The organism is Paenibacillus sp. FSL L8-0158, assembly GCF_038592965.1.
GTDB classification, from domain to species: domain Bacteria; phylum Bacillota; class Bacilli; order Paenibacillales; family Paenibacillaceae; genus Paenibacillus; species Paenibacillus polymyxa_D.
This window is the reverse complement of sequence record NZ_CP151949.1, coordinates 655,498-671,268: the sequence shown is the minus strand read 5'-3', so window position 1 is coordinate 671,268 and position 15,771 is coordinate 655,498. Positions and strand designations below refer to the sequence as shown.

The window sequence follows — 15,771 nt, the reverse complement described above, 5'->3', positions numbered from 1 at the left end:
CAAAGAGCATTTAACAGACTATTGTCTGGCAAATGATGATTTTATATATTGTCCAATCCTATTCAAAATCTGTTATTGCTTCTGCCCCGAAGAATTGTCTGTAATCGAGTTAGAAGCGTCGGAGTTTATGATACTTTGCACAAATTGCTTCAAATCCGTTCGACTTTTCACGTCCAGAACAGCCGCTCTGCCAACGTAGGTTTCTTTTAACAGCTTCATTGGCGGTATTTGTTCATTTCCCTGTAATGTACTTTGATACCCTACCGAAGCCAAATTCCACATATCAGAGACTGACAAATTGGTATCGATATACGGACTGATTTCCTCTAGAATGGAAGGGAGCTTCATAATGGAAGTCGTTGTTTTTACCTTCTCGGCTAATGCTGTAATAAATTGGCGCTGCCTTTCTGTTCTGGTATAATCGGACATGGCATCATGACGAAAACGGACATATTGAAGCGCCGTTTTGCCGTCGAAATGCTGCTGTCCCTGCTTTAAATTAATATCGTACTCATGCAGATCGGCTTTGCTCTCATAGTACATATCCTTTTCGACATAAAAATCGAGTCCGCCTACAGCATCCACAAGTTTAATAAACCCCTGGAAATCGGTATATACATAAAAATGAACAGGCACCCCCAGCAATTCGCTGACTGCCTTCATCGCCGTATCCGGCCCATGCGTAACAGCGGTGTTGATTCGGTTTCTGCCGTATCCGGGAATATCCGTATAGGTGTCTCGAAGAATAGAAAACACATGAATACGCTTGTCGGCAGGATTTAACGAAACGACCATTATGCTATCGGATCTGGGTACACTGCCCTTGTTGTTCTCGCGAGCATCCACGCCCATCAGCAAAATATTGACAGGTTCGGTTCCCTCCCATTCCGGGGCTTTCAGAGCTTCGACTTTATCAGTGCTCACTTTAACAAATGGGGAGTTTTCTGGGGTTTTGCTAAGTCCTTCTAATCCTTTGTAAATGGAAAAGAAATAATAAAAGATAAAGCTTGCAGCAGCGACCACAAGTAACAACGTTATAATCAATATCCTCTTTTTCCTCTGTGTCATATCATTCTTCCCTTCCGGATAATAAACGCGTCTGCTCCTTTCTGTATTTAAGATTTTTGCAAGGCTGCTACGAGGAGTGAAGTGTAATATCGGCTACCGTCTGGTTTTAAATGGACGCCATCTTTATAAAAGTATTCATCTTTGCCTACACTGGCTGAATGCCAGTCCACCACGCTGACATTGCTAAATTCATCGGCGACCTCTGAAATCGTGTCATTCACAGTGTCTTGCCAGCCTTTCGGCACCCGGGTGGTGACCAAGATTACCTGTTGGGCTCCGGAAAGGGATTGCAGCACGTCGCGCAGATGGTCTTTGCTAAACGGACCGTTGGTGCCGAGTTCGATAATGACCTGGTCTCCCAGTTTGCCTTGAGCGGACAATTCATTAATGACTTTTACAGCTTGAGACATCTGCCGGCCAACCTTGCCGTCCACCGTCATATTCGGAAGCTGCTCCTTTAAATAAGGCTCAATTCCGACTGTAACCGAATCTCCAATCATCGTAACGCCCTCGCCATTTAAGGAAGCGGAGGGTTGAGCTTGTTCTCCGCTGGTGCTGGAAACCCTAGGCTTGCCACGTGGTTCGTTATCATCCGGATTTTGCTTTGAATGTAAATGGAGGCCGATGGCTCCTATCACGATAAGGAGAATCATAAAACTCCCTAATGTTTTTACCATCCATCCATTTTTTCTGTTCATACCTAGTTCTTCCTTTCCTTTTACATGCTAGTAGGTTTTATCTTGTTTGATAGCATCAATCAAAAACGAGGCATAATACTGGGCGCCTTCTGGTTTCAGATGAACACCATCATCATAAAATAGATCGTCACGGTTTTCGCTGGCCGAATACCAGTCGATAAGCCGGACATTTTGAAATTCACCAGCAATTTCACGCAGATTGTCATTTACGGTATTCTGCCACCCTCTCGGTACTCGGGTCGTTATCAGATAAATGTGCCGGGAATCCTGCAGTGAAGCCAGCAAGGACTTCAGTTGACTCCGGTTAAAAACGCCGTTGGTGCCGAGTTCAATAATAATTTTATTCCCAAGCTTACCCTGTGCCCGCAGGCCATCAAGCACATCCTTGGCCTGCGACATTTGCCGTCCCACCTTGCCATCAATGACAATACCAGGAAGCTTTTTTTCCAGAAACGGGGCGGCATCCAGAATGACGGAATCTCCGATGGCCGTGACCCCTTCTCCTTCTGCGGATTGGCTTGTATTTTCAGCGGAATGATTTTCAGTGGAACAGCCGCATTGCAGCTTTTCTGTCTGGACGGGTTCCTCGTTTACAGTCGCTGGCACATCAGGTTCGGAATCTGGTGAATCCGTCTTCCATGATGTCAGAACCAGAATGATGGCGATAACAATTACGACAAGGCCTAGTTGGTTACCCGCGCCCGACCTGCGGAGTGATTTTAGGCTGGTCCAAAAGGTCCCGCGACGAATAGGCTCTTCGATGTATCTGTAAGAAAGACCCGCCATTATGAAACTGGCCGTTACCTGCAGAGCAATGCGCATATAGCTGACATCTTCGGTATTTACCACCGGACTTGACAAAATAATAATCGGATAATGCCAAATATACAGACTGTAAGATCGCTTACCGATCCAGCTTAGAGGCCGACAGCCGAGCCATCGTTCCAGTCGGTTGGCCGGATGAACCAGTACAGCAATCACAACCGCCGTAATGAGTGATAAATAGAGAAAACCACCTCGGTACAGCGATTCATCAAACTCATTGGTCTGACCGATCAGGATAAACAGCATTACCATCCCCAGCACACCAGTCATATCCAGCATGGTCCGGGACGAAGAGGATACATTGTCGCTCAGTCTCCAGCTGGGCCAGACTACCGCCAGAGCCGCTCCGATCAAAATGGCAAACGCCCGCGTATCCGTCCCGTAATATACCCTACTCGGATCGATTCCGGGTTCGTATATAATGGCCATTGCTATGGCGGATACGATGGCGCAACCCAGAATGTATAACATTAGTCTGCCTCGTCGCGGTGCAAAGCGCAGACCGATCAGTAGAACAAGCGGCCAGATTACGTAAAACTGTTCCTCAATGGAAAGCGACCAGAGGTGCCCGATTGGAGAAGGAGGGCCAAAGCTCTCAAAATATGAAACATGATGAAAAATGAGATACCAGTTGTTTACGTAAAAAAGCGAGGATACAAAATGGCCTCCCAATGCCTGCAGCCTGGAGAAATCGGTAATTAAAAGCCACAATGCCACTGCAGTCAGCATAAAGATCATTGCCGGCAGTAGCCTGCGTATTCGTCTTATCCAGAATTGCACAATGGAAAAACCGCTGCGCGTCCTCCATTCAAAAAGAATCTGATCCGTAATCAGATATCCTGACAGAACGAAGAAAATCTCCACCCCCAGCAGCCCACCCTCTGCCCATTTGAAATGAAGATGATAAGCAATAACAGCAAGCACGGAGATGGATCTTAGCCCATCCAGATCGGTCATATAACGTTTTGTGGGTTGATTTAGGTGCAGATTTCGGTTTCCATTCACTATGGTCATTCCTTGTCCTCGTAGGCTAATGATCTTGCTTCATTTACTATAGAAAAAAGATGTCGCGAAAGTTTGATCAACATGTAAACAAATTGTCACAACGGTTGCAAAAAGAAAAACCTTATCCCGGCTGAACAACCGAAATAAGGTTTTTGACATATATAAATATGGCGATCCTCATCGCTATTTTAATTCAATGATCAATGACTCCTTGCTAGGAGAATCCGTTGCCGCAGTCTGCGAGGAATCCAATTGTTTTTGTCCTTGAAGTAGTACACTTTTATTGTTCGGATTCCAATATATATGCGTCGACACCATTCCGCGATACACCGGTTCGTTGTACAGTATATTTCTTCCCTGAACCTTGCCCACGTAAGTGACATTTTGATCATACACGGTGTATGCGATATTTTTCCTGTCAGGCGAGACTTCAAAATCAAACACTTTTTCCAGAATGACGGAGAGCTCGCCGTTTCGCTGATCATATTCGTACAATGAACTATCCGTTCCGAGAAACACAAACTGGTCGTTATTCATCCAGGCTACTGAATCTCCACCAATCTGACGCTCGTATTGAAATTCAATATTCTTCCCGGAAACCTTCCCCAGGGTTAGTACCTTGTTCTGACCTTGTTTTGCACGAAATAACTGCAGCAGTACGCTGCGGCCATCATTTGCAAGGTTAACACTCAAAAGCGTGTCTTCCTTTACGATCCCTTTTAACTGATATTTGCTAGAAGTTTGAGACCCCATATCGTAGATGTACAGGCTATCCGCTCCATTATCAAACGGATTTTCTACCAGGTAGCCGATATACGAACTGTTGGCCGACCAGGAAACATATTGTACATAAGACTCGTTCCTGGTATTGATCCTGTCTATTTCCTTTTCCTTGCCATCCTGTAAGGAAATAAGCTTTAAGGTTGTCTCCGAGGAAAAACGAGAAAATTCGCAAATATATTTACCATCGGGAGAAAGTATCGTATTGGAAGTTACCTTGCCGATTCCGGGTATGGCCTTGCTCTGCTCATACGGATAAGTTAAACGTTCCAGCGTGCCTTGCTTCAGTATGGTCATGGCTCCGAACGAAGCGATGACAGCATCTGTAGACGACCAGCCCAGCAGCTGACCCGTATTCGCAAAACGATCCGGGAGCCGATATATTTTTTGGACCTGAAACGGCCGAGAGCTTTGATCGCCACTGGAAATTTCATTGCTGTCAGAGATGACGACGGTCTCAGTTTTTGGTTCGGAACCGCAGGCAGGCAGCAGTAATACCACGAGAGATACGACCAGCAGCATTACAAAATATTTATATTTATTGCCATTATTCATTCTCCGTTCCCCACGTTTCCAGAGCTTTAAATTCCACCGTAACAATGGTTTCATTATGCTCGTTGGTAATCAAGATGGAACCCGCAAATTCTTCAACAATGGATTTCACAATGCTGAGCCCCAATCCTACACTGCCTTCTTCCGCGCTGTCGGAATGAGCCAGATAAAATGGCTGTAACAGGCGTGACAGATGTTCTGCCTCAATCGGATCGCTTGGATTGCTGAAAATCAAGCGGATCTTTTCTTCTGTCCGCACTGCCTTTACCATTACTGCCGAAAACGGCAAACTGTATTTAATCGCATTATCTATCAAATTGATAAACATCTGTCTGATTCTATCTCGATCAGCCAACATGAACAATTCCTCATTCATCTCATATTCTATGGTCTTTTTGTAGCGCTGCGCTCGGATCATCATCGATTCACACACATCCTGCAGGATCAGCCCGATATCCACCCGATCAAGCTCATCGATCATGATACTTTTGCGTGAAACTTCCAGTAGTTTTAGCACCATCGCATGCAGGCGCCTGCTCTCCTCGATAATATGATTCATTCCTTTGTCAAAAAAAGCACGGTCTTTCTCACCGTTCATTCTGATCAGCTCCGCATATCCCAAAATGGAGGTTAACGGCGTTTTCAGTTCGTGAGTGATATTGTCAAAAAAGCGCTTTTCCTGCTGGTGAAGCTGCTTCAAATGGTCCCGGTCCTTCTCAATAATATGAATCTGTCTACTAATTTGATTAATCATATCGTTAAAATTTTCAGCCAGTCGGCCAATTTCATCCCTACGTTTAAAATGAAGGCGGATATCCAGATTCCCGTTTTTCACCTCGGTGGATACTTGCATCAGTCGGGTCAGCGGGATGGTAATATGCCTGGAAAGAATATAGGAAAACAGAAAGGCTGCCGCAAAAATCGCCAGGGCAATATAGAGGGTAATCTGCCGAACCTGTCCGGTTTGTTCGTAGAGTGAGCTGAAATCTTTGTAAAAACGTAGTATGCCTACCTTTGAACCGTCTATAACAACCGGATAGGAGAAAAGGACCGTCGTCTTATTACGATCATAAGTAATGCTATACGCTGTACTGCCACCAATCGCCTGCTGCAGATCGCTTTGCATTTGCTGCTGAAATAGGGAGCTGTCCGGGGCATAAAGCAATTTGCCTTCCACCGTATACACGCCAACACTGCTGTCCGTGGTATGGTTCAGATCAGTTGCTATCTCCTTGGCAATTTCTCCAAAGTACAGTTCATTGCTGCTGAAATGGTTAATTAGGAAAGCCTGACGCACATACACATTGCTGTTATTTTTCAGTCCGACCAGTTCGGAGCTAACCAGATTCTGATTGCTTGTTCGTATGAATTCCTTGACTGTCTGATTGAGCACGACAAAAGAAAGCGAAAAAATCAGAAAAAAACCGATCAGGAATTTGATGCTGATTTTGCGTATCATGCTTATCCACCCATTTTTTTAAATTTGTACCCGATTCCGAAGACGGTAGTAATGCATTCGGTGGCATCCAGCTTTTTGCGGAGTCTTTGGATATGCGTATCAACCGTACGGGTATCTCCGGCAAAATGATAACCCCATACTAGATCAAGCAGTTCGGAACGTGTAAAGTTTCTGCCCGGATGTTTAACCAGCATCATAAGCAGGTCAAATTCCTTGGGGGTTAATTCAACGGGACGGCCTTCTTTTTGGACAAGCCGTTCTTCTTCAATCACTTCAATATTTTCAAACCGAATGACGGCTTTCGTGGCTTCTTCCCTGTCCGGGCTGCTCGCCTGCTCCACTCTGCGCAAAATGGTTCGAATGCGTGCAACAACTTCGCGCAGATCAAAAGGCTTGGTAATATAATCATCGGCACCGAATTCAAGGCCTAGAATTTTATCGGTAATATCCGATTTGGCCGTAATCATGCAGATCGGTATGTTATAGTCCGTAGTCACCTTTTTGCAAATGTCTAGACCGCTCTGATCAGGCAGCATCCAATCCAACAGCAGCAAATCGGGCTGAAACGACTGCAGCTCCTGCATTCCCGCTGCTCCGCTGGCCGCTGTGCGTGTCTGGAACCCCTCCATAGAAAGCCCGTACGAAAGCAAGTCGGCAATCGGGGCATCATCTTCAATAATAAGAATCTTTGCTTTATTCATCGCAATCCTCATCTCTATTTTTAATACGGCAGGTTTATGACATTGTCCATTATATTAATCATTCAGGGGAAAACAAGCAAATGTATATTGTAAATGATTTAGCGTAAAAAACCACGCGCAAATGACTGCGCATGGTTTTTATTACAACATAGAGTGCTATGAAATATTCGGAAACAAAAGGAGGTAGCTTTAGCTCAATTAGAGAAGCGAATTTAAGAACCAAATTCATGCTTAAAAGTTTCTAATACACCAATATGAGTAATGGCTATACTTGAGACAAAAGTTATTCTTACATTCCTAAAATTTCTAGTTATAAGTGATACTTTCTTGCTTTATAACTGAGACTTATCCTCCAACAATAACATAATCACACCCTAATATGATCACTCGTCATTCTATAACTGTGAAGAGAAATGAGAACCAGTAGATTCCTTTTAGCTACTGGTTCTACCTGAACCGCAACAGATCCAACGAGAAAACTAAATATAAAACTTATGCAAACAGTTTCAAGCGAACGCCCTTGATAAAGCCTGAAGCAAAATTTGAGTCCCTTAAACATTTCATCCCACCAATCTTTAAATCTCTGCAGTTGTCTCCATGCCGTGGTTTTTCCACCATTTGATCACAGTAACCGCTGACTCCCCAAGATCCTGTAAGTCAGTAACGTGTACAGCATGACAACATTCAAGCTTTTACCCGGACTAGATGCCCCTCATGGATCGAAATCCATTCGTGCCGAGAGGAGTGAATTCTAATCGGGCTATCTTTCTCAAATGATCACTCGTATCTCCCTGGTATCCAGCCGTCCCCAAATTTAACCTCCATGTAGCTACCCGCTTGGATCGGCTTACCGGCAACAAAATGCCGCAGGCCATTGCCGCTGCCTTCGTGTCCAAGTGTAATCAGATCTTCAATCATTCCATCTTTTTTCGGCTGCGGAGTCATCGGGTCATTCTCCCCAACCCACTTCCTGACTTTCAGTTCCAACCCAGGGATCGGTTCTATCCAATCCGCATCCTAATAATATGTTCCGGTGTGATTCCGAAGTTATCCGCTGTAAATAGTATTCTAAGCTGACTAAAAGAGGGCACTGTCACAATTTCCTCTCCTACTTCGGGGTACCGTCGTAAGATTAAATCGGACCACACTTCAGATACAAATTCATCGTTGCTTTTCAATTCAAATCGTGGCAGATGACTAATAAACTCGGATTGCTTTTTGCCAACTGCCTCTGCATCTTCTTCTTGCTTCCGGGATGCGTAAGGGTAGAGCAGATACATACCAAAATGATATAGATGAATATCTATCTTATTGTCCATGAGCTCGTCCACCAGGTACTTGAGCATTACGAGACGGTCAGGCTTCTTTTCGGCATTCAAAAGATATCATATCTGTGTCTCAGGTTTCGAAAGAATCTTTCCGGGTATTGGTATACATATTTAGCTTTAGGGGAATCTTCCCATCTATCTATCCACCGACGCACAATAACTGCCCAGACGGCACCCGCATACCCGTTCATCCCTCGCTCCATGATTCGTTGAAAAAAGTCCTTGAGTTTCTGTAATTGTTCATTAACATTATCTATCTTGGTTTGCGTTCCAGCCATAAAAACCCCCCTTTTCAAGTCCTCAATTATTGGCATACATATCGACCTGCACCCGGCTGCAGGCTGGTCACTTCCCCAATCGATCTGATTGACTCCGCAGCCGCTTCCAGGTCCTCAATCAATTGAACTCAATAGGTTTCAATATATTTGATTACTTGATCTACAGTCGAAAAAGGTTCTTTATCTAACTTTACCAATCGATCAAAAACCTTAATTTCAAATCCCGATTCATTTCTCAATACTTCAAACCGGATGTTCTCCTCTACCGCCGGCCCTCCAATTCTAACTTGGTCTCCTATCAGCATACCTTCAAGATTAGCTTTTCGACTTAGGCTTAGTTTCATAAAACTCATCCTTTCCTTATTAATTAAGTCCAACTGATCGACTCCACAGCCCGTAGCAGTTATTCAATCAATCTTTACCTCTAAAAATTTTCTCCCGCTGGATTGATGGCTGAACCGAAACATTGCTATCTCCTGACTACAATCAATCATTGTAAGCCCACTATCTTCAAACAGGCATTCAGCATATCCTTGTTTTTATAGACTACAACAGTAATCTCCTGTCGTGCTCTCGTTAGCATTTGGTACAGCATTATCCATACGTTAGGGAGGTGCCCCCGCTTCTCTAGTAGACAAAAGCTGCCCAGAATCGTTGTAATAAAAACGCTCGTTTATTACAACGGCAACTTTATCAAATTCTTTTCCAATAACATGATGAGCGTTTCGATTTCCCACTGAGTACTTATCAATTGATAAAAGGTAATAACTGGAACTGGTATAGTCGATTACTTCCCAACTATTTTCTTTTAACTGCTCTAAGTAGTATCGCAAAGATTTTGCAGAATCAAAGTACTGAAGATGAATATTTTTATAGTCCATATTATTGTTGATATTATTGGTATTGAATAAATTGGTAATAAAAGCTGCAATCTCCTTATTAGTCCTTATCTTTTGAGTGAGTTTATATTTTTTATGATTTAATTGCTCAATCTTTCCGACTGAATTGTTTAAGAGTTCTTTAGTTTTAGTAGTAAAGACTTGATCTGGGTCGTATGAAAAAACACATTTAACTTGGTTTTGTCTCACATAATCAATGATAATCTCTAGTTGGTGGATGTATATTCGCTGTGTTTCATCAACGATGATCAAATCATATTTTTCCTTTTTTTCTAAAAATATATCTAAATCTTTAATTGGGTGAGGTTGTAGGTCTAAAATGGTCTGCCATTGATCTGTTCAATAAAACGATCACGATCAGACATACAGTCACTTCTGGTTCACTGAATGGAAAGTTGCATCAATTAGCAATTTATAAACTCAACCAAAGTTCCTATCATGACACAATAAATTATATACTGGAATATCTATCAATAGCAGTTCATATGAATGTATATAAGGAATTCATTACAACCACTGCTATGTATGAAAAAGTGCGAAAATTAGCTACAACTGAGCAGCAACAACAATATGAAAATATTATAAAGGGAGTGCTGACAAATGAAAAAAGCATTGGCGGCTATGTGCCTAGCAGTTGCGCTTTTTAGCGCTATCGTTCCAATTACTTCTCCTACTGAAACAGTTGTACCTTTCAACCACGGGGTAAACGGGTAGTTTGTTAAAAGAGGCTGTCCCAAAACTAAACATTTGAACGCCCTCACCAGAAAAATAGAATGATAATCGTAAAAAGCCAAGGACTAAGCGGTCTGTTTTCGCTTAGCTCCTTGGCTTTTGTCTTGCGTGGCTCTTTAGCCGCAAATACTCTTGCTCACTTTGATATCGCGATCCTCTTGGTTTTTGTACACTGCGGCTTTAACGCAGCCCCGTTGCTTCTTTGCACTCCACCTGGGCGACATTCTTTAGCTTGGCGTATTGTTGCAGGTGTAAGGCTTTTGCCGAAGCCCAACCGCCGATGACAAATTGACATCGGACAATTTGTCCGATATAATCAAAACAAAACGGACAAACTGTCCGAATTTATAATATGAAGGGTGAAACTGGGATGCATATCAAAAAGTTGTATTTTTTACCTGTAGGTGAATGTTTCCTAGATCAATCGGCAGTTAATCGAACCCTTGCCCCCGGGAAATTAGTCGGAATGCCTGTGTGGTCTTTTCTATTGGAAACGACCAGCGGGCCGATACTCATCGATACGGGAATGCCCGACGCTTTTATCAACAATCCCGATTACTACAAGGGGACTAGACGTGAAGGGCGCGTCGTCCCCAACATGTCTGACGGCGACTCGATCGTAAATGTGTTAAAGCGTGTCGGTTATCGACCTGACGATATTCAAATGGTCATTAGCTCCCATTTACACTTGGATCATTCTGGGGGAAACGGGCATTTCCGCAATACGCCGATCCTTATTCAAAGGGCAGAGTATGATGCGGCCATAAACAATGAGGATTACTCTCCATTAGAGTGCAGGCTGCCCGATTTACAATATCAAATCATTGAGGGTGACCATGAATTGATTCCGGGGGTTCAAATTTTATTCACTCCGGGTCATTCCCCTGGCCATCAATCAGTCCTTGTCACAACGGAAAAGTCGGGTCCAGTGCTACTGACAATTGATGTTGCTTATACTCGGGAGAACTTCGAGAATAGCGTACCGTTCTTGACATTCGATCAAGAGATGGCTGCCAAATCGATTACTCGCATGCAGGAGTTAATTCAGGATGTTCGGCCGTCCTATGTTTTCTTGGGACACGATAGAGATCAGGCGCAAAAATGCCGCACCTTTCCTGACTTCCTGTAATGGAGGGACAGGCTATGGATACTCAATCAATGGCTTTATCTGGCAATGAGCGGAAATTAATGGGGACACTTTGCTTACTCATTATTTTCGGAAACATCAATATGACCATGTTTAATTTGTCTATACCTTCGATTTCCGCTGACTTTGCCCTGACCTCCTCGCAGGTGAGCTGGGTTATGGTCGGTTACAGCATTTTGATGGCTATCGGCGCCGGTACTTACGGAAAGTTAACGGAGTACTTTTCCTTTCGCCAGCTGTATGTCATTGGTTTAATCCTTTTAGCTTTCGGCTCTATGATCGGCTTTTTTGCAGCTTCATACTTGCAAGTCATCATTGGAAGACTGCTGCAGGCAGCAGGGGCCTCATCCATCTCTCCCCTGTCTTATGCGGCAGTAACCCTGTATTTTAAGCCTACAGTCAAGGGACGGGTGCTGGGAACCTTATCCGCCACAATTGCCTTTGCTTCCGGCTTCGGGCCTGTGTTCGGCGGTTTCGTGGAGCAATACTTTGGCTGGCGTGCTTTGTTCATCGTGTCCAGTCTGAGCCTATTTGTTATCCCTTTGATATTCAAGTATGTTCCTGACAAGAAACACGACCGCGGTTCATTCGATTTTCTCGGAGCTGTTTTGTTCTCCGCGGGACTGGCGTTGGTATTGCTAGGGGTTACGAACTATTGGTTTATGCTCATTGCAGGAGCAGCAGTTCTTCTATGGTTCGGTACTCATATTCAGAAAAAAGAACATCCATTTATCGATGCATCTTTCATGAAAAATGCTCCTTACCGACGAATTCTAGGGATTGGATTCCTTACCTTCGTATGCAACACGGGGTTAACCTTTACTCTTCCTGTCATGATGAAGAATTCCTTTCATTTACCAACTAGTAAAATCGGTCTGCTGATGCTTCCCGGTGCCGCCTGTGCAGCCTTGCTCGGATCCCGGATCGGAGGTTGGACAGATCGTTTCGGAAGCTCCCGCGTGCTTGTCATATCGCAAAGTCTCGTCATCAGCGGATTTATACTACTGGGGGTATCCGTACATTTGCCGCCATGGATCGACGCTTTATTGATTATTATCCTTATGATTGGATTCAACGGTGTCCTCACCTCTAGCAGCAATTTAGTTTCGACAACACTCCGTTCGGCTGAGCTGGGTGTGGGGATGGGTATTTTCACACTGGCCTATCTCCTAGGCGGAGCATTCGGCCCTGCGCTGGTCGGCCGACTGATTGATCTAAAGATGCCTTTTTCTGTTGTTTATTTTACCATTTCCCTGTTGGCAATCCTGACATACTTATTCGCAAGAAAAGCAAATCCTAGCGGAAGCTATGGTAATTAGTTTGGTAGACTTACGACATGTCCGAAAGATACGGAGGATGAATAGATGAGTAAATTAAATTTCCAACTGTCCTTTGCTGCTATTCATGAGCTGGCCGAGGGGATCCGAACAAGGGAAATATCCCCGGTAGAGATTACAGAACATGCGCTTCACCGCATCGAACGTTTGAATCCGAAACTGAACGTTTTCGTTACCCAAACGTCCGAACTGGCGATTGAACAAGCGAAGCAATCGGAACGCGATATTATGCATGGTCGGTACAAAGGGCCCCTTCACGGGATTCCCATCGTTCATAAGGATCTATATTACACTAAAGGGATCCGAACAACTGCCGGTTCAAAAATATTGAACAGCTTCGTCCCCGATTACGATTCGACGGTTGCAGCTAAGCTACATGAGGCTGGAACAGTTCTGCTAGGCAAAGTACAGACTCACGAGTTCGCTGCGGGATTGACAACAACTAGCCCGCACTTCGGTCCTTGCCTCAATCCGTGGAACACTGAACTTGTAACGGGAGGTTCAAGCGGCGGCTCGGCTTCTGCCTTAGCAGCTGGACTTACTTATCTGGGCACAGGCTCGGATACCGGAGGTTCGATCCGCATACCCGCTGCTTTGTGCGGTGTCGTAGGGATGAAGCCGACGTACGGTCGGGTCAGTCGGTATGGTATCATTCCAATGGCCTGGTCATTGGACCACTCGGGTCCGTTGACCCGCTGTGTCATGGATGCGTCCCTGTGCTTGGATGTGATGTCTGGCTTCGATCCAAAGGATGAATCGACTGTCGATCTGCCTGCGCCAGGTATCAAGATGTATCCGAATGGTCTCAGGGGTGTGCGTATCGGATTGCCGACAAGCTACTATTACGAGGATTTGATGCCGGAAGTGGAAGCTGCGATGAAGGCCGCTATCAATAAATTCCGAGAACTGGGAGCAGAAATCATCGAAGTTAGCCTGCCCCTGATCAAACATGTTAGAAGTGCGACGATGGCCATTATGATGGCGGAAATGTACTCGTACCACGAGAAGTGGCTTGAGACAGAATTGGAACAGTATGGACCGGACGTCCGAATGTTTCTTGAAAGCAGTAGAGATATTCCGGCTTCCATTTACCTTCAGTCTCAGCGGGCCCGGCAACTAATTGTCAATGATTTTTTGAATGCATTGTCCGGAATCGACATCTTGTTGACGCCGGCAACACCGATCACTGCGCCGCGTGCAGATGATGATGCTAGTGTATTCAGATTGAACTCATTTACGGTTCCGACCAATTTGACTGGCTTGCCTAGCCTGAGCATGCCTTGCGGCTTCTCACCTTCCGGTCTGCCGATTAATATGCAATTGATTGGCCGCCCCTTCGAAGAAGCGACAGTACTAGGTATCGGCAATACTTATGAAATGAATACAGACTGGCACAAGAGACATCCGGATTTGTAAGCCTGACTATATTTGATGGAGGGTAATCTATGGATCAAAAGCAACTTAACTCTGAAGTTAGCAGGAAAGCATCAACCGAAACCGGAACAGATACGACGAGCGACAAGAAAAAAGCATACGAGCAGTTTATTCATACGATCGCAAGTTTAAAGGAACTGGATCTATCGGGCATTGAACCGCATTTGCCTCCAATTTACAAAAAGCACTATACCAAGAAATAAAAAAAAGCTCATCGGTCACCCAAATGAATGTATTTTTAATTTTTCACGAAATGTATTATAATTATGAAGACGGACAACATGTCCTACACACGAAAAACGGACATGTTGTCCGTTTTTCGTGTTAAATAACAGTTAAATTAATGATGAAGGGAGATGTTTATGGTGAATTCAGAATCGCAATCTGTCTCTCTGAAAATTCCCAGAGAGGAGTTAAACCGAAGACGAATTTTGGCCGCGGCTAGAGAACTTTTCATCAAAAACGGTGTTGACAATGTCAATATGCATCAGATTGCGAAGACTGCTGGAGTAGGACAAGCAAGCCTATACCGCCGCTACTCGGATAAGGGCGACATATGTCAGGAGATCGCGTATGAAGAATACCAACCTTTGTTTGATGAAGTTCAAGCATTTCTTGATCAATCCCCAGAAACCGCTGCCTTGGACCGGCTTTACCATGTAATCGTAAGATATGTCTCTTTTTTAGAGGCGAAAGTTCCTTGGCTCTGTGAGGTCAGCCGGGCCTCAACCGGGCATCGTCCGTTACAATCTCCGTTATGTCAATGGATGCGCAATATAAGCAGAAATCTGCTAAATGAGGCCGTTGAACAGGGAGACGTATCCGGGGTGGACATTTCATATACTATTGAAGCCCTGCTGGCCGTGCTTCACAATATCGATTACCATCTCCAAGATGAAGGCTTTACAAGCCAACGAGTTCTTGATGGATTACACCGCATATTTATTGAAGGTTTAAGAGCTAATAGACATTAATTGAGGGGCTGGCCACAAAGCCACATAACATGGATGAGGGATAGTCCTGCGTAACTCCTCTTTTTATCTCATAATGGTATATTGAATGTACAAAGAAACCATATCCTTTCAAATGGTCGGGTGGTACCTCCATTTTACCCAGGAACGGTTTCTTATTGTTTTACAATTGGAGAACAGGACGTCCCTAGTCATTTTTATGACTTATGGGACAACCCTTTTTTTTCTGCCAATGGCTGCTACGCGAATTGTCCGGATCGGACTTCCATGGCACACTCTCCTTATTCGGTCTTCTTATCATCAGCAGCGCTCTTTCGTCTACTTCCTGTAGGCTTCGTAGCAGCAGGCTTAGTAGCCTGAGAATCCATGGAGAACAAGCGGGTTTTCATCTTATGTATTCCAAAATTGCAGTTGAAGAGATTTGTACAGCACTTGGGGATTTTATTAAAATTTAGTCTATCTTTCTCCTTACGGATATACAGTAGGCTTCCTTGATGATCAAATGTAAATAACCGATAATAGTACTTTCTCTCTTTTAAAAAACCTTTCAAAAACTT

The 15,771-nt window shown here is 44.2% G+C and carries 16 protein-coding genes; 5 read left to right on the top strand and 11 right to left on the bottom strand.

Annotated features, from left to right (window positions below; all coding sequences use genetic code 11):
* Positions 1 to 72: 72 nt before the first annotated feature.
* From NSQ68_RS03035 to NSQ68_RS02985, 11 genes are all read right to left on the bottom strand, one after another.
* On the bottom strand, positions 73 to 1,068 hold the full coding sequence (locus NSQ68_RS03035; RefSeq protein ID WP_342427922.1) for an LCP family protein: 996 nt from the start codon (positions 1,066 to 1,068) through the stop codon (positions 73 to 75).
* Positions 1,069 to 1,115: 47 nt separating this feature from the next.
* The gene (locus NSQ68_RS03030; RefSeq protein WP_342427921.1) at positions 1,116 to 1,766 is read right to left on the bottom strand and encodes a hypothetical protein; all 651 of its coding nucleotides are present in this window, start codon (positions 1,764 to 1,766) and stop codon (positions 1,116 to 1,118) included.
* Between the two features lie 27 nt (positions 1,767 to 1,793).
* Positions 1,794 to 3,596, bottom strand: a complete 1,803-nt coding sequence (locus NSQ68_RS03025; RefSeq protein WP_342429056.1) for an acyltransferase family protein — start codon at positions 3,594 to 3,596, stop codon at positions 1,794 to 1,796.
* 183 nt (positions 3,597 to 3,779) lie between these two features.
* Positions 3,780 to 4,931, bottom strand: a complete 1,152-nt coding sequence (locus NSQ68_RS03020) for a hypothetical protein (protein ID WP_342427920.1) — start codon at positions 4,929 to 4,931, stop codon at positions 3,780 to 3,782.
* Positions 4,924 to 6,387 (bottom strand): HAMP domain-containing sensor histidine kinase, encoded by a 1,464-nt coding sequence (locus tag NSQ68_RS03015; RefSeq protein WP_342427919.1) that lies wholly within the window; start codon positions 6,385 to 6,387, stop codon positions 4,924 to 4,926. The genes NSQ68_RS03020 and NSQ68_RS03015 overlap by 8 nt, the downstream gene beginning before the upstream one ends.
* Before the next feature lie 2 nt (positions 6,388 to 6,389).
* On the bottom strand, positions 6,390 to 7,088 hold the full coding sequence (locus tag NSQ68_RS03010; RefSeq protein ID WP_342427918.1) for a response regulator transcription factor: 699 nt from the start codon (positions 7,086 to 7,088) through the stop codon (positions 6,390 to 6,392).
* Positions 7,089 to 7,865: 777 nt separating this feature from the next.
* Complete coding sequence (locus tag NSQ68_RS03005) at positions 7,866 to 8,033, bottom strand: hypothetical protein (RefSeq protein WP_342427917.1); 168 nt, start codon at positions 8,031 to 8,033, stop codon at positions 7,866 to 7,868.
* A 56-nt stretch (positions 8,034 to 8,089) separates the two neighbouring features.
* Positions 8,090 to 8,407: a hypothetical protein gene (locus NSQ68_RS03000; RefSeq protein ID WP_342427916.1), complete on the bottom strand. Its 318-nt coding sequence runs from the start codon at positions 8,405 to 8,407 to the stop codon at positions 8,090 to 8,092.
* 56 nt (positions 8,408 to 8,463) lie between these two features.
* The gene (locus NSQ68_RS02995) at positions 8,464 to 8,694 is read right to left on the bottom strand and encodes a hypothetical protein (protein WP_342427915.1); all 231 of its coding nucleotides are present in this window, start codon (positions 8,692 to 8,694) and stop codon (positions 8,464 to 8,466) included.
* A 128-nt stretch (positions 8,695 to 8,822) separates the two neighbouring features.
* On the bottom strand, positions 8,823 to 9,038 hold the full coding sequence (locus NSQ68_RS02990; protein ID WP_342427914.1) for a hypothetical protein: 216 nt from the start codon (positions 9,036 to 9,038) through the stop codon (positions 8,823 to 8,825).
* A 261-nt stretch (positions 9,039 to 9,299) separates the two neighbouring features.
* Positions 9,300 to 9,875 (bottom strand): DNA/RNA helicase domain-containing protein, encoded by a 576-nt coding sequence (locus NSQ68_RS02985; protein ID WP_342429055.1) that lies wholly within the window; start codon positions 9,873 to 9,875, stop codon positions 9,300 to 9,302.
* Positions 9,876 to 10,695: 820 nt separating this feature from the next.
* On the opposite strand from NSQ68_RS02985, the gene aiiA reads away from it, so the two are divergent.
* The 5 genes from aiiA to NSQ68_RS02960 all read left to right on the top strand — a co-directional run bounded on the left by aiiA (position 10,696) and on the right by NSQ68_RS02960 (position 15,217).
* Complete coding sequence (gene aiiA / locus NSQ68_RS02980; protein WP_250239361.1) at positions 10,696 to 11,454, top strand: N-acyl homoserine lactonase AiiA; 759 nt, start codon at positions 10,696 to 10,698, stop codon at positions 11,452 to 11,454.
* 14 nt (positions 11,455 to 11,468) lie between these two features.
* Positions 11,469 to 12,791, top strand: a complete 1,323-nt coding sequence (locus tag NSQ68_RS02975) for an MFS transporter (RefSeq protein WP_342427913.1) — start codon at positions 11,469 to 11,471, stop codon at positions 12,789 to 12,791.
* A 45-nt stretch (positions 12,792 to 12,836) separates the two neighbouring features.
* The gene (locus tag NSQ68_RS02970) at positions 12,837 to 14,225 is read left to right on the top strand and encodes an amidase (protein WP_342427912.1); all 1,389 of its coding nucleotides are present in this window, start codon (positions 12,837 to 12,839) and stop codon (positions 14,223 to 14,225) included.
* A 29-nt stretch (positions 14,226 to 14,254) separates the two neighbouring features.
* The gene (locus NSQ68_RS02965) at positions 14,255 to 14,446 is read left to right on the top strand and encodes a hypothetical protein (protein ID WP_029515917.1); all 192 of its coding nucleotides are present in this window, start codon (positions 14,255 to 14,257) and stop codon (positions 14,444 to 14,446) included.
* A gap of 159 nt (positions 14,447 to 14,605) precedes the next feature.
* The gene (locus NSQ68_RS02960; protein WP_165179819.1) at positions 14,606 to 15,217 is read left to right on the top strand and encodes a TetR/AcrR family transcriptional regulator; all 612 of its coding nucleotides are present in this window, start codon (positions 14,606 to 14,608) and stop codon (positions 15,215 to 15,217) included.
* Positions 15,218 to 15,771: the final 554 nt, after the last annotated feature.

Bases quoted from the DNA above. Each gene is read 5' to 3' on its own strand.
- NSQ68_RS03035 (WP_342427922.1), bottom strand. From the start codon at position 1,068: ATGACACAGAGGAAAAAGAGGATATTGATTATAACGTTGTTACTTGTG.
- NSQ68_RS03030 (WP_342427921.1), bottom strand. From the start codon at position 1,766: ATGAACAGAAAAAATGGATGGATGGTAAAAACATTAGGGAGTTTTATG.
- NSQ68_RS03020 (WP_342427920.1), bottom strand. From the start codon at position 4,931: ATGAATAATGGCAATAAATATAAATATTTTGTAATGCTGCTGGTCGTA.
- NSQ68_RS03015 (WP_342427919.1), bottom strand. From the start codon at position 6,387: ATGATACGCAAAATCAGCATCAAATTCCTGATCGGTTTTTTTCTGATT.
- NSQ68_RS03010 (WP_342427918.1), bottom strand. From the start codon at position 7,088: ATGAATAAAGCAAAGATTCTTATTATTGAAGATGATGCCCCGATTGCC.
- NSQ68_RS03005 (WP_342427917.1), bottom strand. From the start codon at position 8,033: ATGACTCCGCAGCCGAAAAAAGATGGAATGATTGAAGATCTGATTACA.
- NSQ68_RS03000 (WP_342427916.1), bottom strand. From the start codon at position 8,407: ATGGACAATAAGATAGATATTCATCTATATCATTTTGGTATGTATCTG.
- NSQ68_RS02995 (WP_342427915.1), bottom strand. From the start codon at position 8,694: ATGGCTGGAACGCAAACCAAGATAGATAATGTTAATGAACAATTACAG.
- NSQ68_RS02990 (WP_342427914.1), bottom strand. From the start codon at position 9,038: ATGAAACTAAGCCTAAGTCGAAAAGCTAATCTTGAAGGTATGCTGATA.
- aiiA (WP_250239361.1), top strand. From the start codon at position 10,696: ATGCATATCAAAAAGTTGTATTTTTTACCTGTAGGTGAATGTTTCCTA.
- NSQ68_RS02975 (WP_342427913.1), top strand. From the start codon at position 11,469: ATGGATACTCAATCAATGGCTTTATCTGGCAATGAGCGGAAATTAATG.
- NSQ68_RS02970 (WP_342427912.1), top strand. From the start codon at position 12,837: ATGAGTAAATTAAATTTCCAACTGTCCTTTGCTGCTATTCATGAGCTG.
- NSQ68_RS02965 (WP_029515917.1), top strand. From the start codon at position 14,255: ATGGATCAAAAGCAACTTAACTCTGAAGTTAGCAGGAAAGCATCAACC.
- NSQ68_RS02960 (WP_165179819.1), top strand. From the start codon at position 14,606: ATGGTGAATTCAGAATCGCAATCTGTCTCTCTGAAAATTCCCAGAGAG.